At 68.0% G+C, this 21,515-nt stretch carries 21 protein-coding genes; 3 read left to right on the top strand and 18 right to left on the bottom strand.

The window, feature by feature from the left end; translation table 11 throughout:
* Positions 1-226: 226 nt before the first annotated feature.
* The gene (locus tag OMP44_RS07450) at positions 227-1,201 is read right to left on the bottom strand and encodes an aliphatic sulfonate ABC transporter substrate-binding protein (RefSeq protein WP_280307198.1); all 975 of its coding nucleotides are present in this window, start codon (positions 1,199-1,201) and stop codon (positions 227-229) included.
* A gap of 259 nt (positions 1,202-1,460) precedes the next feature.
* Between OMP44_RS07450 and OMP44_RS07445 the strand changes: the two genes are divergently transcribed.
* Positions 1,461-2,828 carry an LLM class flavin-dependent oxidoreductase gene (locus OMP44_RS07445; protein ID WP_280307197.1) on the top strand — a complete coding sequence of 456 codons (1,368 nt, stop codon included), beginning with the start codon at positions 1,461-1,463 and terminating at the stop codon, positions 2,826-2,828.
* Positions 2,829-2,845: 17 nt separating this feature from the next.
* Positions 2,846-3,631 carry a MetQ/NlpA family ABC transporter substrate-binding protein gene (locus OMP44_RS07440; RefSeq protein ID WP_280307196.1) on the top strand — a complete coding sequence of 262 codons (786 nt, stop codon included), beginning with the start codon at positions 2,846-2,848 and terminating at the stop codon, positions 3,629-3,631.
* Between the two features lie 42 nt (positions 3,632-3,673).
* On the opposite strand, the gene OMP44_RS07435 is transcribed toward OMP44_RS07440, so the two are convergent.
* From OMP44_RS07435 to OMP44_RS07390, 10 genes are all read right to left on the bottom strand, one after another.
* A complete protein-coding gene (locus tag OMP44_RS07435; RefSeq protein ID WP_187979108.1) occupies positions 3,674-4,276 on the bottom strand; it encodes a class I SAM-dependent methyltransferase in 603 nt (200 codons plus the stop codon).
* Positions 4,277-4,436: 160 nt separating this feature from the next.
* On the bottom strand, positions 4,437-5,528 hold the full coding sequence (gene sfnG / locus OMP44_RS07430; RefSeq protein ID WP_280307193.1) for a dimethylsulfone monooxygenase SfnG: 1,092 nt from the start codon (positions 5,526-5,528) through the stop codon (positions 4,437-4,439).
* Positions 5,529-5,754: 226 nt separating this feature from the next.
* Complete coding sequence (locus OMP44_RS07425; protein ID WP_280307192.1) at positions 5,755-6,939, bottom strand: ABC transporter substrate-binding protein; 1,185 nt, start codon at positions 6,937-6,939, stop codon at positions 5,755-5,757.
* Entirely contained in the window at positions 6,936-7,925 is a 990-nt protein-coding gene (locus OMP44_RS07420; protein WP_187979106.1) for a CobW family GTP-binding protein, read from the bottom strand. Before OMP44_RS07420 ends, OMP44_RS07425 begins: the two co-directional genes overlap by 4 nt.
* Positions 7,922-8,221, bottom strand: a complete 300-nt coding sequence (locus OMP44_RS07415) for a hypothetical protein (RefSeq protein WP_158897133.1) — start codon at positions 8,219-8,221, stop codon at positions 7,922-7,924. The genes OMP44_RS07420 and OMP44_RS07415 overlap by 4 nt, the downstream gene beginning before the upstream one ends.
* 9 nt (positions 8,222-8,230) lie before the next feature.
* A complete protein-coding gene (locus OMP44_RS07410) occupies positions 8,231-8,980 on the bottom strand; it encodes an SDR family NAD(P)-dependent oxidoreductase (protein WP_280307190.1) in 750 nt (249 codons plus the stop codon).
* 10 nt (positions 8,981-8,990) lie between these two features.
* Positions 8,991-9,761: an SDR family NAD(P)-dependent oxidoreductase gene (locus tag OMP44_RS07405; RefSeq protein ID WP_280307189.1), complete on the bottom strand. Its 771-nt coding sequence runs from the start codon at positions 9,759-9,761 to the stop codon at positions 8,991-8,993.
* An 11-nt stretch (positions 9,762-9,772) separates the two neighbouring features.
* The gene (locus OMP44_RS07400) at positions 9,773-11,131 is read right to left on the bottom strand and encodes an MFS transporter (protein ID WP_133859269.1); all 1,359 of its coding nucleotides are present in this window, start codon (positions 11,129-11,131) and stop codon (positions 9,773-9,775) included.
* A 25-nt stretch (positions 11,132-11,156) separates the two neighbouring features.
* Entirely contained in the window at positions 11,157-12,038 is an 882-nt protein-coding gene (locus OMP44_RS07395; RefSeq protein ID WP_280307187.1) for a polysaccharide deacetylase family protein, read from the bottom strand.
* A 73-nt stretch (positions 12,039-12,111) separates the two neighbouring features.
* The gene (locus tag OMP44_RS07390) at positions 12,112-13,467 is read right to left on the bottom strand and encodes an amidase (protein ID WP_280307186.1); all 1,356 of its coding nucleotides are present in this window, start codon (positions 13,465-13,467) and stop codon (positions 12,112-12,114) included.
* Positions 13,468-13,753: 286 nt separating this feature from the next.
* Between OMP44_RS07390 and OMP44_RS07385 the strand changes: the two genes are divergently transcribed.
* Complete coding sequence (locus OMP44_RS07385) at positions 13,754-14,767, top strand: GntR family transcriptional regulator (protein WP_280307185.1); 1,014 nt, start codon at positions 13,754-13,756, stop codon at positions 14,765-14,767.
* 159 nt (positions 14,768-14,926) lie between these two features.
* Here the strand turns inward: OMP44_RS07385 and OMP44_RS07380 are convergent, their stop codons facing one another.
* The 7 genes from OMP44_RS07380 to OMP44_RS07350 form a co-directional block, all read right to left on the bottom strand.
* Positions 14,927-15,580, bottom strand: coding sequence for a methionine ABC transporter permease (locus OMP44_RS07380; RefSeq protein ID WP_273861687.1), 654 nt, complete (start codon positions 15,578-15,580; stop codon positions 14,927-14,929).
* A complete protein-coding gene (locus OMP44_RS07375; protein WP_280307183.1) occupies positions 15,573-16,670 on the bottom strand; it encodes a methionine ABC transporter ATP-binding protein in 1,098 nt (365 codons plus the stop codon). The genes OMP44_RS07380 and OMP44_RS07375 overlap by 8 nt, the downstream gene beginning before the upstream one ends.
* Positions 16,667-17,509 (bottom strand): MetQ/NlpA family ABC transporter substrate-binding protein, encoded by an 843-nt coding sequence (locus OMP44_RS07370; RefSeq protein ID WP_280307182.1) that lies wholly within the window; start codon positions 17,507-17,509, stop codon positions 16,667-16,669. Before OMP44_RS07370 ends, OMP44_RS07375 begins: the two co-directional genes overlap by 4 nt.
* A gap of 63 nt (positions 17,510-17,572) precedes the next feature.
* Positions 17,573-18,601, bottom strand: a complete 1,029-nt coding sequence (locus OMP44_RS07365; protein ID WP_280307180.1) for an ABC transporter substrate-binding protein — start codon at positions 18,599-18,601, stop codon at positions 17,573-17,575.
* A gap of 203 nt (positions 18,602-18,804) precedes the next feature.
* Positions 18,805-19,770, bottom strand: a complete 966-nt coding sequence (locus OMP44_RS07360; protein WP_280307268.1) for an ABC transporter substrate-binding protein — start codon at positions 19,768-19,770, stop codon at positions 18,805-18,807.
* 5 nt (positions 19,771-19,775) lie between these two features.
* On the bottom strand, positions 19,776-20,729 hold the full coding sequence (locus tag OMP44_RS07355) for an ABC transporter substrate-binding protein (protein ID WP_280307178.1): 954 nt from the start codon (positions 20,727-20,729) through the stop codon (positions 19,776-19,778).
* Positions 20,726-21,505 (bottom strand): class II aldolase/adducin family protein, encoded by a 780-nt coding sequence (locus OMP44_RS07350; protein ID WP_280307177.1) that lies wholly within the window; start codon positions 21,503-21,505, stop codon positions 20,726-20,728. Before OMP44_RS07350 ends, OMP44_RS07355 begins: the two co-directional genes overlap by 4 nt.
* Between the last annotated feature and the right edge of the window lie 10 nt (positions 21,506-21,515).

Genomic DNA, 21,515 nt, shown 5'->3' with positions numbered 1-21,515 from the left:
GGGTAAGGTGAGCAAGAGGTAGTCGACCTTGTAGGCCCTGGCGTAATGGGCACAGCGTCGATGGAGCCTCGTCCGACGTGCGAGCGCTCAGCACCCGGCACCCGGCGTAAGGAGCCGTGGTTCAAGCAGGCATCCTCGACCGGAGCGGCCTGACTTAGCGGGGCAAGTCACAAGCCCCGGCGTTGCTCGCCCGGTCCTGCGTGAACGTCTGATCAGCCCGGCTGGTTCACGGCGACGTCGGGGCCCAGACCTCCACGGCGCTGGCGTCCACGGCAGTGGGTAGCAGCTTGGCCGCGTGGAAGGCATCGGCGATGCGCTGCTGCTCGCCGAGGGCGGCGCGGCTGACCGGCTGGACATCGTAGGTGCGGCGGCCGTTGGCCAGCTCGACGGTCGCCTCGTCCAGGCGACCCCACTGCGGACCGAGGATGCGTGCCGCCGCGGCAGGGTGTTGCTTCACCCACTGGCCGGTGCGCTGCAATTCGGCGAAGACCAGGGCCAACACCTCGGGATGGGCCTGGGCATAGGGGGTGGCGGCCAGGTAATAGCGCTGGTAGCTGGCCAGGCCTTCGCCCGAGGCGAGGATGCGGACGTGCTGCTGGCGCTGGGCGCTGGCGACGAAGGGCTCCCAGGTGACCCAGGCGTCCACCTTGCCATTCTCCAGGGCGGTGCGACCGTCGGCCGGAGTGAGATAGGCCGGCTGGATGTCGGCGAAGGTCAGCCCTGCTTTTTGCAGGGCGGCGATCAGCAGGTAGTGGCTACCGGCGGCCTTGGTCACGGCGATGCGCTTGCCCTTGAGATCGGCGAGGGTCTGCAGCGGCGAGCCCTCCGGGACCAGGATGGCCTGGGCCTGGGGCGACGGCGTTTCCCGGGCGAAATAGGTGAGTTTGGCACCCGCGGCCTGGGCGAACACCGGCACGGTGTCGGCGACGTCGGCGGAGAGATCCACGTTGCCCACGTTGAGCGCTTCCAGCAGCGGCAGGCCGCTGGAGAATTCGTGCCAGCTGAGGATGACGCCCTGGGCCGCCAGGTCGCGTTGCAAGGTGCCCTGTTCCTTGAGCAGTACCAGCAGGGTGGAGGATTTCTGGTAACCGATACGCAGGCTGGTATCGGCCTGGACCGCGCTGGCGAGGCCCAGCAGACCCAGCACGAGCAGGCCCCGGCGGAGAAGACCTGCGCGAAACGAAAAGCGGATAGCAGCCATGAATGCCTCAGCGGGCGGCGAATGGATGCCGGCCACAGTAAGGAATAAGCAAAGGTCATTTTAATACCGATTTGGAATTTGGTTAGAGGCGAGCCCCACGCCGCGAACGTCTTAACGTTATTCCGAAAAGCTATTTAGAGCCCTGTATATCTTGAAGCTAAGGTATAACCACCGGACCACCGGATCTCTCCTTTCGCCTTGAACCCGAGGATCCCATGGCCATGCTCCGGACTCTTCTCCCCTCGGGGGCGCCCAGCCCATGACCGCCCCCGCCAAGCAGGTGCTGCTCAACGCCTTCAACATGAACACCGTGGGCCACATCAACCACGGTCTCTGGACCCATCCGCGCGACACCTCCAGCCGCTACCATACCCTCGGCTACTGGACCGAGCTGGCGCAGTTGCTGGAACGCGGGCTGTTCGACGGGCTGTTCATCGCCGACATCCTGGGCGTCTACGACGTCTATGGCGGCAATGTCGACCTGACCCTGCGCGAATCCATCCAGTTGCCGGTCAACGATCCCTTCCTGCTGGTCTCGGCCATGGCCGCCAGCACCCGGCACCTGGGTTTCGGCCTCACCGCCAACCTCACCTACGAGCCGCCCTACCCCTTCGCCCGCCGCCTTTCCACCCTGGATCACCTGAGCGAAGGCCGCGTCGGCTGGAACATCGTCACCGGCTACCTGGACAGCGCCGCCCGCGCCATGGGCCTGGACCGGCAGATCGCCCACGACCGCCGCTACGACCAGGCCGACGAATACCTGGAAGTGCTCTACAAGCTGCTCGAAGGCAGCTGGGCCGACGATGCCGTGGTCCGTGACCGCGTCCAACGGATCTATGCCCGTCCCGAGCGGGTACGCAAGGTCGTGCACCACGGCGAATTCTTCGACGTCGAGGGCTATCACCTCTGCGAGCCCTCGCGGCAACGCACCCCGGTGCTGTTCCAGGCCGGCTCCTCGGATCGCGGGCTGGCCTTTGCCGGGCGCCATGCCGAGTGCGTGTTCATCTCCGGGCAGGACCAGGCCGCCACTCGCGCCCAGGTCGAGCGCGTCCGCGGCGCGGCAGTGGCCGCCGGCCGCCGCGCGGATGACGTCAAGCTGTTCATGGGCCTTACGGTAATCGTCGCCCCCACCGCCGCCGAAGCCCGCGACAAGCACGCCGAATACCTGACTTATGCCAGCGCCGAGGCCGGCGTCGCCCACCATGCCGCCTCCGTGGGCATCGACCTGGCCGCCTATGGCCTGGACGAACCCATCCGCCCGCAACGGACCGAGGCCATCGAGTCGGCGCTCAAGCGCCTGGTCGCCAAGGACGCCGGCTGGACCCGCCGCAAGCTGCTGGAGCAGCACGCCCTCGGTGGCCGCTACACCGCCCTGGTCGGCGATCCCGGGCAGGTGGCCGATGCCCTGCTCGGCTGGATCGACGAAACCGGGCTGGACGGCTTCAACCTGGCGCGCACCGTCACCCCCGAGTGCTACGGCGACTTCATCGATCTGGTGATCCCGGAGTTGCAGAGCCGGGGTCGCTACAAGACCGCCTACGCCGAAGGCAGCTTCAGACACAAGCTGTTCGGCCGTGGCGACCATCTCGACACCCGCCATTTCGGCAGCCGTTTCCGCCAGGACTGACCCTTCAAGGACGCCCCATGACCCGCCTCAAGCCCCTGCTCTTCGCCCTCGGCCTTTGCAGCACCGCAGCCCTGGCCGCGCCTCTCAAGATCGGCACTACCGCCGCCTTCGCCCCGCCACTGGAAGTGGCGGTGCAGGAAGCCAAGGCCGCCGGGGTGGACGTGGAGATCGTCGAATTCAGCGACTGGATCGCCCCCAACACCAGCCTCGCCAACCACGACATCGACGCCAACTACTACCAGCACATCCCCTTCCTGGAAAACGCCAAGCGCACCGCGGGCTATGACCTAGTGCCGGTGGCGCCGGGGATCATCAACAACGTCGGGCTCTATTCGAAGAAGTACCGCACCCTGGCGGAAGTACCCAAGGGCGCGCGGGTGGCCATCGCCAACGATGCCATCAACGGCGGCCGTGGCCTGTTGCTGCTGGAGAAGGCCGGCTTCATCACCTTGAGGCCCGGCGTCGGCTACCACGCCACCCTGGCGGACATCACCGGCAATCCGCGCGATATCCAGATCGTCGAACTGGAGGCCGTGCAGCTGGCCCGCTCGCTGGACGACGTTGACGTGGCCCAGGGCTATCCGCACTACCTGCGCCTGGCCAAGACCATAGATCCCAACCAGGCCCTGCTCTTCGATGGCCTCGACCACCCCGAATACGTCATCCAGTTCGTCGCCCGCCCGGACAACAAGGACGATCCGCGCCTGGCCAAGCTGATCGACCTCTACCAGCATTCGCCCAAGGTCCGCGCCGCCCTGGACCAGGCCCACGGCAGCCTCTACCAGCCGGGCTGGAAGGACTGATCCCCATCCCGTTTACTCAACGAGAACGGCACCTGGACAACGTCAGAGTTTTTCCACGACGAAGGCGCAGCGCCCCCTGTTTCGCCCCCCGTCGGGCAGGTCCAAGAATTCTTCGATGAGGATGCGCACGCCCTGCGACAGCAGCAGGGCGCGCAGCTCCTCGGGCGGATGGGAGTCGTAGAAGAACGGCTGGTTGAACATGGTATCGACGAAGGCATCCGCCACCGAGCCGCCCGCCGTCAGCATCAGCCGTCCCCCTTGCGGGAGCCCGGCGATCACTCGCGCCAGGAGCGTCGCGTGCCAGCGGCGCTCCAGATGGAACAGCGAATCCCACAGCAGCGCGCCCTGGTAGCGTTCGGCGCAGGCGTAGGTTTCCAGCCGCGCCTCGATCCAGCGCTGCTTGGGAAATTCCCGCCGCGCATGGGCCAGCATGGCGGCCGCCTGGTCGACCCCCAGCACGCGATGTCCCTGGGCGAGGATGGCGGCGGCCACCGGGGTGCCGGTGCCACAGCCCAGATCGAGCAGGGTGGCGCCGGGTTCGAGCTTTTCCAGGAGCACGTCCAGGTAGCGACGCTCGTCGTCCCTGAGGCTGACGCGGGCCTGGCGAAAGGTGTCGGCGATGGCGTTGTAGGAGGTCTTGTTCATGGCGTGGGCTCCCCGGTTGTCCCGGGAGCTTAGCCCACCCAGCCGCCGGCTTCCGGCCCTGCCTCTCGCTCTTGGCAGCTTTCCTGGTCTGGCCTCGATTCGGCTGGCTCAGCCGGGTCGCGCTGGACTTATGCCATCCGCGACTCCGGTGAGCCTCAGCCTAGGCCGCCGCCTGGGCCGCAGCCCGGGCTTCGAGGTCGCGCACCAGGGGCAGCACGCGCTGGCCGAAGTACTCCACCTCTTCCTGGAAGTGCAGGAAACCGGCCAGCACCAGGTCCACGCCATCGGCCTTGAGGGCCACGATGCGCTCGGCGACCTGCTCGGGCGTGCCGATCAGGTTCGGCTTGAAGCCGTCGTTGTACTGCACCAGATCCTCGAAGCTGGAGTCGGCCCAGTTGCCCTTGCCTTCCGGGCTGGCAGCACCAGCCTGGCGCGCCGCATCGCCAAAGGCCTTGACCGCCTCCGGGTTGGCCTTGGCCACGATCTCCCGCAACACCTCGCGCGCCTCGGCCTCGGTGTCGCGCGCGATGATGAAGGCATTCACCCCGACCTTGACCTCACGCTCCTCCGCCGCGGCCTTGGCGCGCAGGTCCTGCACCTGGGCGCGAATCTCCTCGCGGGTGCCGCCGTTGGTGAAGTACCAGTCGGAGACCCGCGCCGCCATGTCCCGCGCGGCCCGCGAGCTGCCACCCTGGAAGATCTCTGGATGGGGCTGCTGCAGCGGCTTGGGTTTCAGGGTGTAGTCGCGGAAGCGATAGAAGTCGCCGGCGAAGCTGAAGTTGTCCTGCGTCCAGATGCCCTTGAGGGCGCGGATGAATTCCTCGGAACGCCGATAGCGTTCGTCGTGCTCCAGCCAGGGCTCACCGATGCCGTGGAACTCCCCCTTGAACCAGCCGGAGACCAAGTTGATGGCGACCCGGCCATTGGTGAGCTGGTCGATGGTCGCCAGCTGCTTGGCGGCCAGCGCCGGATTCCAGGGGCCGGGCAGGATGGCGGCGATCACCTTGAGCCGCTCGGTGGCGGCCAGCAGCGCATGGCTGAAGGCCACCGATTCATGCTGGTATTCGGCGCCGTAGCCGGCGGTGAAACGGATCTGCGTCAGGGCGTAGTCGAAGCCGGCCCGCTCGGCGAGCTGGGCCAGCGTGCGGTTGTAGTCGATGCCCCAGTGGGTGCGCTGCTCGATGGTGCTGACCACCAGGCCGCCGCTGACGTTAGGGACCCAATAGGCGAATTTGACGGGGTTCTGCGACATGCAAAGGCTCTCCGGGTTGGGCTCGCCGCGAGGACGAGCGAAACAGTGACCCTGAGCCTTCTATCAAGAACCGAAACAATTCAAAAAATCATTTTAAATCAATAATTTGCGAACAAATGTAAGACAATTTCAGGTGTAGCGCCAAGGGCAGCTGTCCAGCTGCTGTCGCCTGGGCAACAGCGCAGCAAGGCGTCTGGCGCGCTGTTCTCGCCTAGAAGACGTCGCCTCAGGCGGCCGTGGTGCGCAGGAATTCGCTCCAGCGCCGCACCAGGTAGTTGTGCTCGTCCATCACCGAATTCCACACCCCGATATGGCTCATGCGTTCGGCATAGGAGCCGCCTTCGCGACGCTGGCCCACTTCGATCAGCGGCAGGCCGTCGCTGCCGGCGAGTTCTTCACGGGCCGGCAGGCCGCCGTACCAGAAGTCCCACTCGGCGGCGCTCAGGTGATCCCGCGCCCGCACCGGATTGGCGATATAGAACCCCTGGCGCGCCATCACCGCCCCGGGCCAGCCGGCCAGCCACCAGTTGAGGTAGGCATAGGCGGCATCGCGCACCCGTCCCTCCGCGCAGCGCGACAGCGACAGGCCGCCGAACCAGGCGCGGTAGCCCTCGCGCGGGACCGCCACCCGATAATCCACCCCCGCCCGATGCAGGGCCATGAGCATGGGCGACCAAAGACTCTGGATGTCCACCCCGGCGGCCAGGGTCAGCTCGCCGGCGCTGCGGTCGTCGGACCAGAACGCCGCGAAATGCCGATGGCGCTGGCGCTCCACCAGCAATTCGGCCAGGCGGTCGATCTCCTCCAGGCGCAGATTGCCGATGTCGTCGAAACGGGCGAGACCGGCCGCCTGGATCGCCAGGGCGGCGTCCAGGGCGCCGATGGCGGCGTCGCTCTGCAGGGCGCTGTGGCCACACCAGCCTTCGTCGATCAGCCAGGCCCAGCTCTCCTGCTGCCCCGCCAGGGCGGCAGGCAGGCTCTCCGGACGATAGGCGAAGCTGTCGGCGTTGTGGGTCAGCGGCAGCATGCTGATCCGCTCGCTGGGCTGGCCGCCCAGGCTGCCATCGTGCTGCACATAGAGGCGGTCGCACGGCCGGCAGCCGGGCGCCAGGCGATCGGTGGCATGCAGCCGGCCGCGCTTGGGCAGGTCGTTGATCTCCTCCCAGAGCGCGATGCGGCGGATGTCGATGGGCTGGATCGCCCGCGCCGGCCAGACGAAGTCGACGTTGTGGAACCACTGGTCATAGAGATCGTAGCTGCCCGGCTCCAGCACCGCGATGCGCTGGGCGGTCTGGACGTCATGGATCTGGTAGACCAGGCGGATGCCCAGCTCCGCCTCCGCCCGCTGGCGGATGGGTTCGAGCAGGGTCACCGAGGTGCCCAGCACCCTCAGGGTCAGCGGCGTGCTCATGCGGCCCGGCCCAGGCCACCCATGAAGGCGGCGAAGGAGCGCCTGAGCAGCGCGGTATCCAGGTCACGGACGATGAACACCAGGCGCGAGCGGCGTTCGCCCGCCGGCCACGCCGGCAGGTGCACCGGCGGATGCAGGCTGTGCTGCACGCCATGGATGACGATGGGTTGGCTGGCGTCGATCACGTCGAGGATGCCCTTGACTCGCAGGATGCGTTGCCCGTGGCATCTTAGCAGCATCGACAGCCACACCCCGAAGGCCATCCAGTCAAGCGGCCGGTCGAACTCCAGGCAGCAGACCTCGGCGCTGCCGTGGCGGCCTTCGGCGACCTCGGCGAACAGTCGCCAGCGGCCGACCTCGACCGCCGGATCGGCGGCGCGCAGGCCCTCGCCCAGCAGCAGGTCATCGCCGCTAGCCACAGTAGCCGCCAGGGCCCGGGTGGCGGTGGGATTGAGCTGCGCCAGCTGCCGGTCCAGCCGCTCCAGCACGGCAGGCGCGACCCGGTCGGCCTTGCTCAGCAACAGCCGGTCGGCCGCGGTGACCTGGTTGAGCCACTCCGGGTGCAGCCCTTCCTGGAGCGCGGCGTGCTCGGCGTCCACCACGGTCACCAGCAAGCCCAGGTGGAAGCGGCCGCGCAACTGGGGATCGAGATTGAGGGTGGCGAGGATCGGCCCCGGATCGGCCAGGCCGGTGGTCTCCAGCAGGACCCGGCGAAAGGCCGGAATCTCGCCGCGGCTGCGCCGACCGTGCAGGGTCAGCAGCGCCGCCTTGAGATCGCCGCGCACCGAGCAGCAGACGCAGCCGCTGGGCAGCAGCACGGTGTCCGGGGCAACTTCTTCCACCAGCAGGTGATCGATGCCGACCTCGCCGAATTCATTGATCAGCAGCGCCGTCTCGCCCAGGGCCTCCTGGGCCAGCAGGCGCCGCAGCAGGGTGGTCTTGCCGCTGCCGAGAAAACCGGTGATGACATTGACGGCAAGGCTCATGGCGCTAACTCCAGCGGCGCCAGCACCCGTGGATCCAGGGGATCGAGCGGTCGCCCCAGCACCGCCTCGGCCTGGCGCCAGAGGTCGTCCAGGCCCTCGGCCAGGGCCTGGCGCCCGGTCGGGCCCTGGATCAGGTAGGAGGCGCCCTGGACGTCGCTCACGGTCAGCCGGAACGGCGCCACTACCCGGTTGATGGCGGCGACCCGACGCAGGCGCTCGCGCCGCCGGGGCAGGTCATCGCCCAGCGGATCGCTCCAGTGGAGATCCGGGCCGAGCAGGCCGCACAGTCCGCACATGGCTACCTCCTAGGGCATGACGTCGCCGGAATTGGGACCCAGGGTCTGGCCGACGAAGAGATTGCCACCCGGATCGCTGGCCAGCAGCAGCGCCACCGGCGCCACCTCCTCCGCGCGACCGAAGCGGCCCAGCGGCAATTCGCGGGCCTTGGCCGCCTTCCAGTCGGCGCTGATGCCATCCACCAGCGGGGTCTCGATGGGCCCGGGGGCGATGGCGTTGACCAGCACGTTGTCGCGGCCCACCTCCAGCGCCAGCGACTTGGTGAAGCCGATCACCCCGGCCTTGGCCGCCGCATAGTGGCAGAGCTCGGCGCCGCCCTTGATGCCGAGCTGGGAAGCGACGTTGATGATGCGGCCCCAGCGCTGCGCCTGCATGTGCGGCAGGGCGCGCTGGCTGGCGAGAAAGACGCTGGTGAGGTCGACGCGCAGCATGTCGTTCCACTGTTCCAGGGACAGGTCGACGCAGGGTGCCTGGGTCAGCATCCCGGCATTGTTGACCAGGATGTCGATGCCGCCGTAAGCCGCCACGCAGGCGTCCACTCCGGCTCGGGCGCCATCTGGCTGGCCAACGTCGGCGACGGTCTCCGTCACCGACGCGCCCAGGGCCCGGCATTCCGCGGCCACCCGCGCCAACCGCTCGGCGTCGCGGTCGGCCAGCACCAGGCGCGCCCCCGCAGCGGCATAGCTGCGGGCGATGGCGGCGCCGATCCCGCTGGCCGCGCCGGTCACCAGGGCGCGGCGGTCTGTCAGCTCGAACATGCTCTTCTCCTCAATCGGGCCAGCGGACGGTGAGACCGCCATCGACGATCAGACTCTGGCCGGTGATGTAGCTGGCTTCGGTACTGGTCAGGAACCGCACCAGCGCCGCCACCTCGTCGGCCCTGCCGACCCGCCCCAGGGGAATGCTGCGGGCGGCCTTGGCCAGGCCCTCCGGACCCAGGGAGTTCTTGGCGTCCAGCGATTGCGGCGTCTCGATCAGACCGGGAATCACCGCGTTGCAGCGGATGCCACGCGGCGCCAGTTCGACGGCCAGCGAGCGACACAGTCCCGGCACCCCGGCCTTGGCGGCGGCGTAATGGGCATGGTCCTGCCAGCCATAGACGCCGCCGGCGATGGAGGAGATGGCCACCAGGGCACCGCCCTCCTCCAGGTGCCGCGCGGCAGCGCGAAAGGTGCGCATGACGCCGGTGAGGTCGACGTCGAGCATCTCGTGCCAGCGCGCGTCGCTCATCTCCAGCAGCGGTGCGGCGCGGAGAAGCCCGGCGTTGGCCACGGCATAGTCGAGGCGGCCGAAGTGCGCCAGGGCGGCATCGGCCAGGGCATCCACCGAGGCGCTGTCGCTGACGTTCAGGGGTTCGAGCAGGCACTCGCCACCCGCGGCGGCTACCAGCCGCCGGGTGTCTTCGGGGTCATGGGGATCGCCCGGGTAGTAGCCGCCGACCACCCGCACGCCCCGCTGGGCATAGGCCACGGCCAGGGCCTGGCCGATGCCGCTGGCGGCACCGGTGATCAGGGCGACGGGAGAGGTATGAGCTGTCATGGGAGCTCCTGTCATTTGAGGCTGGTGGGTTCGACGTGGCGCGCGGTCCACATCACCAACCCGGAGAGAAAGCACGGCAGCGCCCCGAACCACAGCGCGGCGCTGTGCCACTGGCCACCGCTGCCGAGCACGCTGGTGATGCCGAGGCCGGCGAGGATGGCGCCGATCGGTCCCATGGCGTGGACGATGGCGCCACCGGTGGCACGGATGCTGGTGGGAAAGCTTTCGCCCATGAAGAACAACATGGCCGAATAGGGGCCGGTAAGAAAGAACAGCCCCAGGCTGTAGAGCGCCACCACCGGTACCAGCTGGCTGGGCGCCTGCAGCATGGCGAAGAAGGCCACGCCGCCGCACATCCAGCCGAGGGCCACGGTGTTGCGCCGACCGATGCGATCGCCCAGCCAGCCATGGAACAGGTAGCCGATGAAGCCGACGGCGTTGGACAGCACCAGGATCCACAGCGAGTTCTCGAAGCTGAGCTTGTGCACGCTGACGATCACCGAGGTCCCCAGCACGCTGAACACCTGGATCGCCGACCAGTTGAGCAGGATGGCCAGGCTCAATACCAGGGTCGGGCGCAGGGCCTGGCCCTTGAAGGCCATGGCCACGCCGGCCTTGGCGTGCTCTTCGTAGTCCACGCCGTATTCACGGGCCAGGCTGCGGGCGTCCTGCTCCTGGCCTTCGCGGCGCAGGCGCTGGATGCGGGCGTGCACCTGGAATTGCGGGCTTTCCTTGAGCTTGCGCGCCAGCACCGCGATGACGAAGGCCGGCACGGCGGCGAACACGAAGCAGCCCTGCCAGCCGATGTGCGGCAGCAGCAAGGCGGTGAGCCCGGCGGCGATCAGCGCACCGATCGGCCAGCCACTCTGCACCAGGCTGTAGATGAAGCCCCGGCGGCGGATCAGGCGCGGATCGTCGGAGGCCGCATAGACCTCGGTCAGGTAGGTGGCGTTGACCCCCTCCTCCGCATAGCCCAGGCCGGCCACCGAACGCACCAGCACCAGCGGCACCTTGCCCATGCCGGCGCACAGCGCGGTCAGCGCCGAGCACACGGCCGTGCCGCCGATGGTGACGATGATGCCGCCGCGGCGACCGATCCGGTCCACCAGCGGGCCGATGGCGAAGGCGATGATGGCTCCACCCAGGGCTACCCAGGTGGCGAGTTCGGCCTGCTCGGCTTCGCTCCAGTTGAAGTGCCCACCCATCACCGGCAGCAGGGTGCCGAAGAGGATGAAATCGTAGACGGCGAACACCCAGGCGAAGAAGGCGATCCAGGTGGCGTAGCGGACATCGCCGGAAGACAGCGGCTGCGGTTTCCAGGCAGCCGTGGCGGTTTCCGGGTGGAGCGAAGGGGCGGCAGGGAGGGTCATGATCCTGTACCTGTGGGCTGGGCGCTTAGCGCTGGCGCGGCTGGCGCCGCAGGAAGTCGTCGGCGATCTCGTCCATGGTGGCGAAGCGCACCCCGGCGTGACCCTGGATATGCTCGATCAGGCGTTCGAGCATCAGCAGCACCTGCGGCCGCCCCGAGACATCGGGGTGGATGGTGATGGGGAAGACGGCGTAGTCCATCTCGCGATAGACCCAGTCGAACTGGTCGCGCCACATCTCTTCCAGGTGGCGCGGATTGACGAAGCCGTGGCTGTTGGGCGCCTTCTTGATGAACATCATCGGCGGCAGGTCGTCGAGGTACCAGTTGGCCGGGATCTCCACCAGATCGGTTTCCTGGCCGCGCACCAGCGGCTTCATCCAGCTCTCGGGCTGCTGGCTGTAGTCGATCTTGGTCCAGTTGTCGCCGACCCTCACGTAGTAGGGAGAGAAGTCGTTGTGCATCAGGCTGTGGTCGTACTTGATGCCCTTCTTCAGCAGCAGCTCGTTGGTCACCCGGCTGAATTCCCACCAGGGCGCGACATAACCGGTGGGGCGCTTGCCGGCCAGCGCGGTAATCAGCTCGATGGACCGGTCCAGCACCGCCTCCTCCTGCTCGGGGGTCATGGCGATGGGATTCTCGTGGCTGTACCCATGGATGCCGATCTCGTGGCCTGCCGTGGCCACCGCCTGCATCTGCTCGGGAAAGGTCTCCACCGAATGGCCCGGAATGAACCAGGTGGTCTTGAGGCCGTAGCGCTCGAACAGCTTGAGCAGCCGGGGCGACCCCACCTCGCCGGCGAACAGGCCGCGGGAGATGTCATCGGGCGAATCCTCGCCGCCGTAGGAACCGAGCCAGCCCGCCACCGCGTCGACGTCGACGCCGATGGAAACGAAGATTTCTTTGGCCATCGTTGCACTCTCCAGTCCCCGGAAGAAACCCAGGTCGATGACGGAGCCGGGCCCCCGCCACCGCCACTTGAAATCAGGCGCTGACCAGGGCTTCCACGGCCGTGGCGGCATCGAGCAGGCGCTCGTCCGCGGCGGCGGGGGCCACCAGCAACAGGCCGGTGGCCAGGCCCTGGGCATCGCGGCCGCTGGGTAGCGAGACACCCGGCGCGCCGAGCAGGCTGCCGGCCATGGTCAGGCGCAGCAGCTCCAGATTGGTGGCCGCGAAGAGGTCTGTGTCGGCTTCCAGAGGAGCCAGCAGCGGTGCCACGCGGCTCACCGTCGGCACCAGCAGCAGCGCCTCGGCGAATTCGGCGGCAAAACGCTCCCGCAGCTGATCGCGGCGTTCATGCAGAACGGCCAGGTGGCCATCGGGCAAGGCCCGTGCCCGCTCCAGGCGCTGCCGTACCCGTGGGTCCAGGCGAGCGGCCGCGGGACCGTCGAGCACCTCGCGGTGCAGGGCGAAGGCTTCCAGGGCCCCTGGCCAACCTTCTGCGGCGATAAATTCCAGAGCCTCGGCAAAGACCGTGCGGGCGCGGCGCTCCACGCGCACCCCGGCGCGGGTCAACCGCTCGGCGGCGGCCAGCAGATTGGCTCGCACCGCCGGCTCCACCCGGGCGTCGTCCAGCACGCTCAGGTCCAGCACCACGCGCAGCGCCGGCAGCGCCGGCAGCGGTCGGGCGGCAGCGCCTGTCAGCAGGCGATCCAGGCACTGCACATCGCGCAGGCTGCGCGCCAGCGGACCCGGCACGTCATAGGAGGCGGCCAACGGAAAGATGCCGGTCGCCGGATAGCGCCCCAGGCTGGGGCGATAACCCACCAGCCCATTGAGCGCGGCCGGCAGGCGCACCGAACCGGCGGTATCGGTACCGAGGGCCAGGGGCACGATGCCGGCGGCGACAGCCACCGCCGACCCCGAAGAGGAGCCGCCGGGTATGCGTACCTCACCCTGCATCCGAGGATTGGCAGGCGTGCCGAAATGGGGATTCGATCCCACCCCGGAATAGGCAAATTCGCTGAGATTGACCTTGCCCAGGCTGACCAGTCCGGCCTGGCTCAGGCGCTGCACCAGCTCGGCGTCGTTGGCGGCCGGTGGCGCCAGACGGCGCAGCTCGGCGCCGCAGGTGGTGACCTCGCCCTGCAGGTCGAACAGATCCTTCCAGGCCAGCGGCACGCCATCCAGCGGCGAGCGCGGCTGCCCGGTCTTCCAGCGCTCGCGCGCGGCCAGGGCTTCGGCGCGTCCACGCACGGCGGTAAGGCTGATGAATACGGCCGAGGATGCCTGGGCGCGAGCCAGCGCCGCCTCGAAGACCGCGACCGGATCGAGGGTACCGGCGGCATAGGCCTCGCCGAGACCGACCGCATCCAGGGACAGGGCGTGGGCAGAATCCATGGCTGCTCCTTAAACGTACATTTTATAATTTGGTACGTTTGATAGAGCAGGCTTTGTGCCAGCTTGAGAAAAAGGCTGCTACTTAATCGCAAAGCCAGCGCTTAGAGGTCGCTCGATCCTTTCTTCACCAGGGACCAATAAAATGTACTTAAATTAAATAGATCCATCTTTGTGCAGAACCGTAACGCCTGCCCCGTTACCGTGCGTGCACCTGCCCCCCGGCGGTAACGCGCGAAAGGCCGCAGGCCTGTGCCACAATTCTTATCTCGTTTCCGGAAGGCCCCCGATGTCGGCAGCAGTCCCCGCCCCCCTCGATGATAGTCGTACCGCCGCGCGCTACGCGATGATCCGCAATGCGCTGCGCGAAGCCATCCTGGGCGGTCGCGCGGTGCCGGGGCTGGTCCTGGTCGAGGCGCCGCTGGCACAGCTGTTCGGCACCAGTCGGGTACCGGTGCGCCAGGCGCTGACGCTGTTGCAGGAGGAAGGCCTGATCCGCCGCTTCGAAGGGCGTGGTTATCTGATCGATCCGGCCGGCACTGCGGGCGAGCCGCAGCGCCAGCCGCTGACCCGCCAGTTGCTCGGGCTGGACAGCGGTGACGAACTGATCGATACGCGCTCCCTGGGCGAGCGCGTAGGCGACGAGATCGCCGCCTGTGTCAGCCACGCCCTGCTCTTCGGCCATTTCCGCCTGGACGAGCAGCGGGCGGCCGACCACCTGGGCGTCAGTCGCGCCGTGGTGCGTGAAGCCCTGATGCGCCTGCGCGATCGCGGCCTGGTGGAAAAGGAACCCTATGGCCAGTGGCTGGCCGGTCCGCTCACCGCCCAGGCCATCCGCGACGACTACGAGATCCGCGCCCTGCTGGAACCCGAGGCGCTGTTGCAGACGGCGCCGGGGCTGGCGCGCGGCGAGTTGCTGGCGATGCTCGAACGACTGGAGCAGCTGGCCGCCCACCCTGCCCCCACCTCCTGGACCGCGGTGGAGCGCATCGAGGCGGATCTGCATGGGCGCTGCCTGGCCGGCCTGCGCAATCGCAAGCTGGCCCAGCTGATCGCCCACAGCCAGAGTCCGCTGAACGTCTCGCGCATCTTCCACCAGTCGCTCGGCACGCCGCTGGACGAGGCGGTGCTGGTGGAGCATCGCCTGGTGCTGGAATCCCTGCTGGTGGGCAGTCCCGACTCGGCCGCCAGCCAGTTGCGCAATCACCTCCTGCGCGGTCGCGACCGCACCCTGCAGCGCCTCAAGGTGCTCTCGGTGCTGCCCGACCCGGAATTGCCGGCCTATCTGGAGCGCCTGAGCTAGTGTGGTGTTTCAGACGTTATCTGCACAATTTTGGCGGCGCTTTTTAGGCCCCGGCGGCGTTGCCACTTCTCGCCATAGCCCTGCTATGACTCGTCGCGGCGCCTAGCCAGGACCAAAAAATCACTCGCCAACTCTTGCGCGAACGTCTGAAACACCACACTAGCGCGCCCGCAGGTGCCGCACGTAGCGGTCGCCGAGGAACTGGATGCCGCACACCAGCACCACCAGGATGGCGATCACCACGGCCATCACCTGGGTGTCGTAGCGCTGATAGCCATAGCGGATCGCCAGGTCGCCGAGCCCCCCTGCGCCTATGGCGCCGGCCATGGCCGAGGCGCCGATCATGGCCACCAGGGTCACGGTGAAGCCGCCGATGATGCCGGGCAGCGCCTCCGGCAGGAGCACATTGAAGACGATGTGCCGCCGTTCGCAGCCCAGCGCCTGTGCCGCTTCTATCACCCCACCGCCGACCTCGCGCAGGCTGACCTCGGCGATGCGGGCGAAGAACGGCGTGGCGCTGAGGGTGATGGGCACCACCGCCGCCCAGACGCCGATGGTGGTCCCGGTGATCAGCCGCGTCAGCGGGATCAGGGCCACCAGCAGGATGATGAAGGGCGTGGCGCGAAAGGCGTTGATCAGAGTACCCAGCACCCGGTTGAGGGTGGGGGCGGCGAAGATGGCGCCGCGCCCGGTGGTGACCAGCACCACCGCCAAGGCGATGCCGGCGAACCAAACGATGGCCGCCGACACGCTGACCATGGTCAGGGTATCGAGAAAGGCCTTCCACAGCGCCTTGAGCATGAAGTCAGACATAGCCCAGCACCTCCGCCCGGGCGAACAGCCCGGTCTGGGTCAGGAAGCTGGCCAGCCGTCGCTCCGGCGCCGCGGTCGCCACCAGCAGGCGACCCAGCGCATGGCCCTGGATGCGGTCGATACCGCCATGCAGCAGCTCGACCGGTGCGCCGAGGGCCTGGCCCAGCGCCTGGAAGTCAGGCTTCGCACCCTGGCCGTCGTAGCTGAGCTTCAGCACGGCCCGGGCACCCGGTTGCCGGGTGGCAGCGAGCCGCCTGGCCAGATCCGCCGGCAGCTGGGCCGCCAGGGGGGCCAGCAGCGCCCGGGTGGCTTCTGCCTGGGGCGCGCCGAACAGCTGCCACACCGGGCCCTGTTCGACGATGCGGCCATGCTCCAGGACCACCACCCGATCGCAGATCTGGCGAATCACCGCCATCTCATGAGTGATGAGCACGATAGTCAGCCCCAGGCGGCGATTGATGTCCTGCAACAAGGCCAGGATCGACTGGGTGGTCTCCGGATCCAGCGCCGAGGTGGCCTCGTCGCAGAGCAGCAATTCGGGCTTGAGCATCAGCGCGCGAGCGATGCCCACCCGCTGCTTCTGCCCACCGGACAGCCGCGAGGGATAGACCTTCTCCTTGCCCTGCAGCCCGACCAGCTCGAGCAATTCCCGAGCCCGGGCTTCGATCTCGTCGCGACGAAAACCGGCGGCCTTGAGCGGCAGTGCCAGGTTCTCCAGCACCGTCTGCGAGGCCAGCAGATTGAAGTGCTGGAAGATCATGCCGATGCGCCGCCGCAGCGCCACCAGCCGGTCGCTCTTCAGGGTACCGAGATCGACGCCGTCGACCAGTACCTGGCCGGCGCTGACGTCTTCCAGGCGATTGAGGGTGCGAATCAGGCTGGACTTGCCGGCGCCACTGCGACCGATGATGCCGAAGATCTCGCCACGGGCGATGCTGAGGTCGATGTCGGCCAGCGCGGTCACCGGCAGCGCGCCGCCGGTATAGATCTTCTGCACCCCGCTCAGGCGCAGATGCTCGCGCGCGGAGGCGGCTTGGGGTTCGAGGGGCGGCTGCGCCGCCGCGGCGGGTTTACGCAGGGCAGTGTTCATCGGGCGGCCTCCTGCCGGTTCAGCCAGGCCAGGCTGTAGAGCTGCGGATTACCATAGGCCTGGGCGATGGCCTCGCGCACCCGCGGATCGTTCTGGAACACCTGGATGAAGGTGCGGATCGCCGGGTCATCGGCCTTGTCCGGCCTGGTCACGAACCTCAGGGCATAGAGGTGGCCGCTGGCCTCGTCGTCGCTGAACAGCAGCGCACTGTTGGGGTCCGTGGTGCCGGCCGCGAGGATATGCGAGGGATAGCTCTGCGCCAGGGTCACGTCGTCCAGTACCCGCGCCAGTTGCGGACCGGGCAGTTCGATGAATTTCAGCTGGCGGGGATTGGCGACGATGTCCTGCAGGCTGGCCTTGGGCCCGGTGTCCGGCTTGAGCTGGATCAGGCCGGCGCGGGCATAGAGGTGCAGCCCGCGGCCCTGGTTGACCGGATCGTCGGCCACCGCCACGGTGGCGCCGTCCGGCACCTCGGCAAAGCTTTTCACGCGTTTGGAATAGAGGCCGACCTTGTTTTCCACGCCATAGGCGATGGGCACCAGGCCGTAGCCGTTCTGGGCGTTGGCGTTTTCCAGGAAGGGTTGATGCTGGAAGTAGTTGACGTCGATGTCACCGTGGGCGAGTGCCAGATTCGGCGTGTTCCAGTCGCTGAAGGCGACGATTTCCACCGCTACGCCCCTTTCCCGCGCCACCTCGGCGGCGCGCTCCAGGGCGCCATTCTGCGGACTGTCGTTGATGCCGAGGCGAATCTTCTGCGGCTCGGCGGCCTGGACGGACAGCACCAGGGTCGTGCTCGCCAGGAGCAGCCCGAGGCGCAGGAAAAACGGAGGAATAGCCATGGGAGACCTCGAGATGTCGAGGGCTCGTCCGGTGGTCCGGTGGAACCCGTAAGGGAAAAGGGATCAGCTGCCCTTCTGATCGGGCGCGTCGACGAAGAAATAGTCCTGCCAGCCGCTGGGCTGGTTGCGGATGGCCCCGATGCGATACATGAACTCCGCCAGCTTCAGGGTGTTCTGCGGCGCCGTGTCGAAGTTGACCTCGGGGCTTTCGATGATCCGCTGGATCAGGGCCGGATCGAGGCGGGAATTTTCGACTTTCACGTAGGTACGGGCGGCGGCGGCCTTGTCCTTCTCGATGATCTGCCCGGCTTCGACCAGGGCCTCACGGAAGGCCTTGTAGGTCTTGGGATTGTCCCGGCGGAATTTCTCGGTGACGAACACCAGATTGGGCGAGACGGCCCCACCGAGCACGTCATAGGAACTGAGCACCCTGTGCACCTTGCCGCTGGCCAGTTCCTGTTCCTGGAACGGCGGATTGGCGAAGTGGCTGTTGATCTCGGTACCGCCGGAGATCACCGCCGCGGTGGCATCCGGATGCGGCACCGCCACGGTCAGGGGATCCAGGCGATTCCAGTTCTTCTCGCCAAAGGCCTGGGCGGCGGCGTACTGCAGGAAGCGCGACTGCACCGAGACGTTGACCGCCGGCACGGCGATGCGGTCCTTGGCGGTGAAGTCGGCCAGGGTCTTCACCTGCGGATTGTTGGTGACCAGGTAATTGGGAAAGGCCCCCAGGCTGGCCACGGCCTTGACGTTCTGCCGACCATGGGTGCGGTCCCAGAGCGTGAACAGCGGCCCGAGCCCGGCGGAGCCGACGTCCACCGCACCCGACAGCACCGCCTCGTTGACGGCCGCGCCGCCGGACAGCTTTATCCAGTCGACCTTGATGTCGACGCCCTCTTGCTTGCCGTGCTTTTCGATCAGTTGCTGGTCACGCAGCACGTGCAGGATCACATAGGACACACCGAATTGTTCGGAGATGCGCAGGGTGCCCTCGGCCTGAGCCGCCTGGGGTGCGGTGACCAGTCCGGTGAGCAGGCTGGCCGCGAGCCCCAGGGCCAGGGGACGACGGGTGAAGCGGAGACGTGGGGGCATCGGGGTGCGCTCATCCATGGAATTGGCTTATAGCCTAATCAAGATGTTCAGCGTTTTTGAAATAAGGATGGGTTATATGGATAGGTCGAGTGGCGTGTGGGCTTTCCCTCACCCGAGTCCTCTCCCAGAGGGAGAGGGGGCGCCCCGCCGTACGTAGGTTGGCGCTGAGCGAAGCGAAGCCCAACACCACCCTGCATCCCGCCCTACTCCCGCGCCGCCTGCCGCAGCGCGTCCGGCTTGGCCACCCGGAACCCTTCGGCGAAGGTCCCCTGCGCATCCAGGCGCTGCGGTATCAAGCCGCTGTGGTGGTAGAAATCCGCCGCCGCCTGCTGGTCGGCCACCACCTGGCGGTCAATGGGTTCCCAGTGCAGCTGGCGGCGCTCGAATTGCAGCCGGGCCACCGCCTCGGGAAAGCCGATGATCTGCGCCAGGGTCTTGGCATAGCTGTCGAGGTGGGCGTAGCCCCAGCGCTGGGCAGCGGCCAGACGATCGAGGTAGTCCTGCAGCGCCGCGCGCCGGGCCGGATCGGCCAGGGCCGTATCGGTGGCGGCCAGGAAGCTGTTGCCCGCCCAGAGTCCGCGACCACTGACCAGCACCCGGGCGCCGTCGACCTGCTCGGCCTGGGCGGTATAGGGCTCCCAGGTCGCCCAGGCATCCACCGAGCCATTGGCCAGGGCCATCTTGGCGTCCACCGGACCAAGGAAGCGAAAGCTCACGTCCCGGGCGGTCAGGCCCACGGAATCCAGCGCCTTGAGCGCGATGTAATGGCCGATGGAGCCGCGCCCGGTGGCGATGCGCTTGCCCTTGAGATCGGCCGCGCTCCGCAGTGGCGAGTCGCGCGGCACGATCACCGCCGTGCCATAGGGATCGGACTTGTCCACGGCGATGGCCTTGACCGGCGCGCCGGCGGCCAGGGCGAACAGCAGCGGGCCATCACCGATGATGCCGGCATCCACCGCGCCCGCATTGAGCGCCTCGGCCAGCGGCGCGGCGGCGGGAAATTCCGCCCACTGGATGCGATAGCCCGGCAGCTCGCGCAGGCCGTCGGCCGCCTCCAGCTGGGCGCGCATGTTGCCCTTCTGGTCGGCGATGCGCAGGGTCAGGGTCTCGGCGGCCAGGGCCGCGCTGGCGGCGAGCAGCAGCGGTAGCGCCAGCAGGGTACGGCGGATGAAGGTCATGGTTTGGCTTCCTGGGTAAAGACACTGGCATCGGCCAGGGCGGCGACGTCGACCGGTTTGGGCAGCACCTGGAGTTCGCTGAAGAGATCGGCCACCTGCTGCACCGCGGCGACGTCTGCTGCCTGCACCGGACGCAGGCCACGGGAGGTGCGGGTGGAAATGGCCACCGCGGCACCTTCCGGCAGGCGCGTCAGCTCGGCGTAGACCCGGGCATAGTCCTGCGGATGAGCGACCGCCCAGGCCCGCGCCTGAGCCAGGCGCCCGGCAAAATCGGCGATGGCGGCGCGCTTGGCCGGGTCCTCCAGCGACGCTGGGGTGGCGGTGAGAAAGCCCAGGGCGGTGGTCAGCCCCTGGCCATCGCGCAGCAGCCGAGCGCCGTGCTGTTCGGCGATGCCGAGATAGGGATCGAAGGTGGCCCAGGCGTCGATCTGCCCGGCATTGAAGGCAGCGCTGGCATCGGTGGGCAGCACGAACTTGACCGTTACCTCGTCGCGCCTGACGCCAGCCTCTTCGAGTGCGGCATACAGCAGATGCTGGGAGATGCTGCCCTTTGCCGAGGACACCACCACGGTACGCCCCTTGAGGTCCTTGACCGAACGGATCGGCGAATCCTTCTGTACCAGCAGACCATTGGCCTGGGGATAGCCGACATTGGTGGCGATCAGCTTGAGCGGCACGCCGCCGGACGCGGCCATCAGCACCGGCAGGTCCCCGGCGTAGGAGGTATCCACCGCGCCGACGCGCTGGGCCTCGAACAGCGGCGCGGCGCCCTGGAAGTTGGCCCAGCGGTAGCGGTAGGGCGCGCCTTCGAGGGTACCGGCGGCTTCCATCATGGCGCGCAGACCGCGGGCCTGGTCGCCCAGCACCAGGGTCACCCCGGAGAGATCCGGCTCCGCCTGGGCCTGCCCCAGCAGCAGCGCCAGGCCCAGCGTGGCAAGCAAGCGCCTCATTGCGCGTACTCCCGGCCCTCGTGGCGCTCCAGTTGGCGTACCGCCGCCTCCCAGTGGCGGACATGGGCGCCGCGCGCCAGGTTGCCGGGGATGAGGTCGCTGACCTTCTGCGCCACGGCGTCCGCGGCGATCACCAGCTCGGCACCGCCGCTCTGGGCCGCCAGCTGCGCCGCGCAGGAACGCTCCAGGTAATAGAGGTGCCAGAAGGCCTCTTCCAGACTGGCGCCCACGGTCAGCAACCCATGGTTGCAGAGGATCATCGCCGGGTGCGCCCCGAGGTCGGCCACCAGCCGACTCTGCTCGTCCAGATCCAGGGCCACGCCCTCGTAGCCGTGATAGGCCAGGCGGCCGAAGAACCTCATGGCGTGCTGGGAAAGCATGAGTAGCCCACCGCGCTGAGCGGAGACGCCGATGCCCGCGGCCGTGTGGGTGTGCAGCACCGCATGGAGGTCCGGCTGGGCACGGTGGATGGCGCTGTGGATCACGTAGCCGGCCGGGTTGATGCCGAGCCCGGTGGGGTCGAGGACGATTTCGCCATCGAGGTCCACCTTTACCAGCGAAGAGGCGGTGATCTCGTCGAAGGTCTGGCCGAAGGGATTGATCAGGAAGTGCGCCTCCGGGCCCGGCACCCGTAGTGAGAAGTGGGTGTAGATATGGTCGGTCCAGCGTTCGCGGGCAGTCAGGCGATAGGCGGCGGCGAGCTTGACCCGCGCCTCCCATTCGGCGGCGGATACCTGGGCGCGGACGCTGGCGAGGGCGTTCTGGAAGGCGGTCATGCAGCGGCTC

This window comes from Pseudomonas flavocrustae, from assembly GCF_029872515.1.
Classification (GTDB): Bacteria; Pseudomonadota; Gammaproteobacteria; order Pseudomonadales; family Pseudomonadaceae; genus Chryseomonas; species Chryseomonas aestiva.
The sequence above is the reverse complement of the archived record's forward strand: the minus strand, read 5'-3'. Positions and strand labels throughout refer to the sequence as shown.

Coding starts and splice junctions, on each gene's coding strand:
- OMP44_RS07450 (WP_280307198.1), bottom strand. CDS start 1,201: ATGGCTGCTATCCGCTTTTCGTTTCGCGCAGGTCTTCTCCGCCGGGGC.
- OMP44_RS07445 (WP_280307197.1), top strand. CDS start 1,461: ATGACCGCCCCCGCCAAGCAGGTGCTGCTCAACGCCTTCAACATGAAC.
- OMP44_RS07440 (WP_280307196.1), top strand. CDS start 2,846: ATGACCCGCCTCAAGCCCCTGCTCTTCGCCCTCGGCCTTTGCAGCACC.
- OMP44_RS07435 (WP_187979108.1), bottom strand. CDS start 4,276: ATGAACAAGACCTCCTACAACGCCATCGCCGACACCTTTCGCCAGGCC.
- sfnG (WP_280307193.1), bottom strand. CDS start 5,528: ATGTCGCAGAACCCCGTCAAATTCGCCTATTGGGTCCCTAACGTCAGC.
- OMP44_RS07425 (WP_280307192.1), bottom strand. CDS start 6,939: ATGAGCACGCCGCTGACCCTGAGGGTGCTGGGCACCTCGGTGACCCTG.
- OMP44_RS07420 (WP_187979106.1), bottom strand. CDS start 7,925: ATGAGCCTTGCCGTCAATGTCATCACCGGTTTTCTCGGCAGCGGCAAG.
- OMP44_RS07415 (WP_158897133.1), bottom strand. CDS start 8,221: ATGTGCGGACTGTGCGGCCTGCTCGGCCCGGATCTCCACTGGAGCGAT.
- OMP44_RS07410 (WP_280307190.1), bottom strand. CDS start 8,980: ATGTTCGAGCTGACAGACCGCCGCGCCCTGGTGACCGGCGCGGCCAGC.
- OMP44_RS07405 (WP_280307189.1), bottom strand. CDS start 9,761: ATGACAGCTCATACCTCTCCCGTCGCCCTGATCACCGGTGCCGCCAGC.
- OMP44_RS07400 (WP_133859269.1), bottom strand. CDS start 11,131: ATGACCCTCCCTGCCGCCCCTTCGCTCCACCCGGAAACCGCCACGGCT.
- OMP44_RS07395 (WP_280307187.1), bottom strand. CDS start 12,038: ATGGCCAAAGAAATCTTCGTTTCCATCGGCGTCGACGTCGACGCGGTG.
- OMP44_RS07390 (WP_280307186.1), bottom strand. CDS start 13,467: ATGGATTCTGCCCACGCCCTGTCCCTGGATGCGGTCGGTCTCGGCGAG.
- OMP44_RS07385 (WP_280307185.1), top strand. CDS start 13,754: ATGTCGGCAGCAGTCCCCGCCCCCCTCGATGATAGTCGTACCGCCGCG.
- OMP44_RS07380 (WP_273861687.1), bottom strand. CDS start 15,580: ATGTCTGACTTCATGCTCAAGGCGCTGTGGAAGGCCTTTCTCGATACC.
- OMP44_RS07375 (WP_280307183.1), bottom strand. CDS start 16,670: ATGAACACTGCCCTGCGTAAACCCGCCGCGGCGGCGCAGCCGCCCCTC.
- OMP44_RS07370 (WP_280307182.1), bottom strand. CDS start 17,509: ATGGCTATTCCTCCGTTTTTCCTGCGCCTCGGGCTGCTCCTGGCGAGC.
- OMP44_RS07365 (WP_280307180.1), bottom strand. CDS start 18,601: ATGCCCCCACGTCTCCGCTTCACCCGTCGTCCCCTGGCCCTGGGGCTC.
- OMP44_RS07355 (WP_280307178.1), bottom strand. CDS start 20,729: ATGAGGCGCTTGCTTGCCACGCTGGGCCTGGCGCTGCTGCTGGGGCAG.
- OMP44_RS07350 (WP_280307177.1), bottom strand. CDS start 21,505: ATGACCGCCTTCCAGAACGCCCTCGCCAGCGTCCGCGCCCAGGTATCC.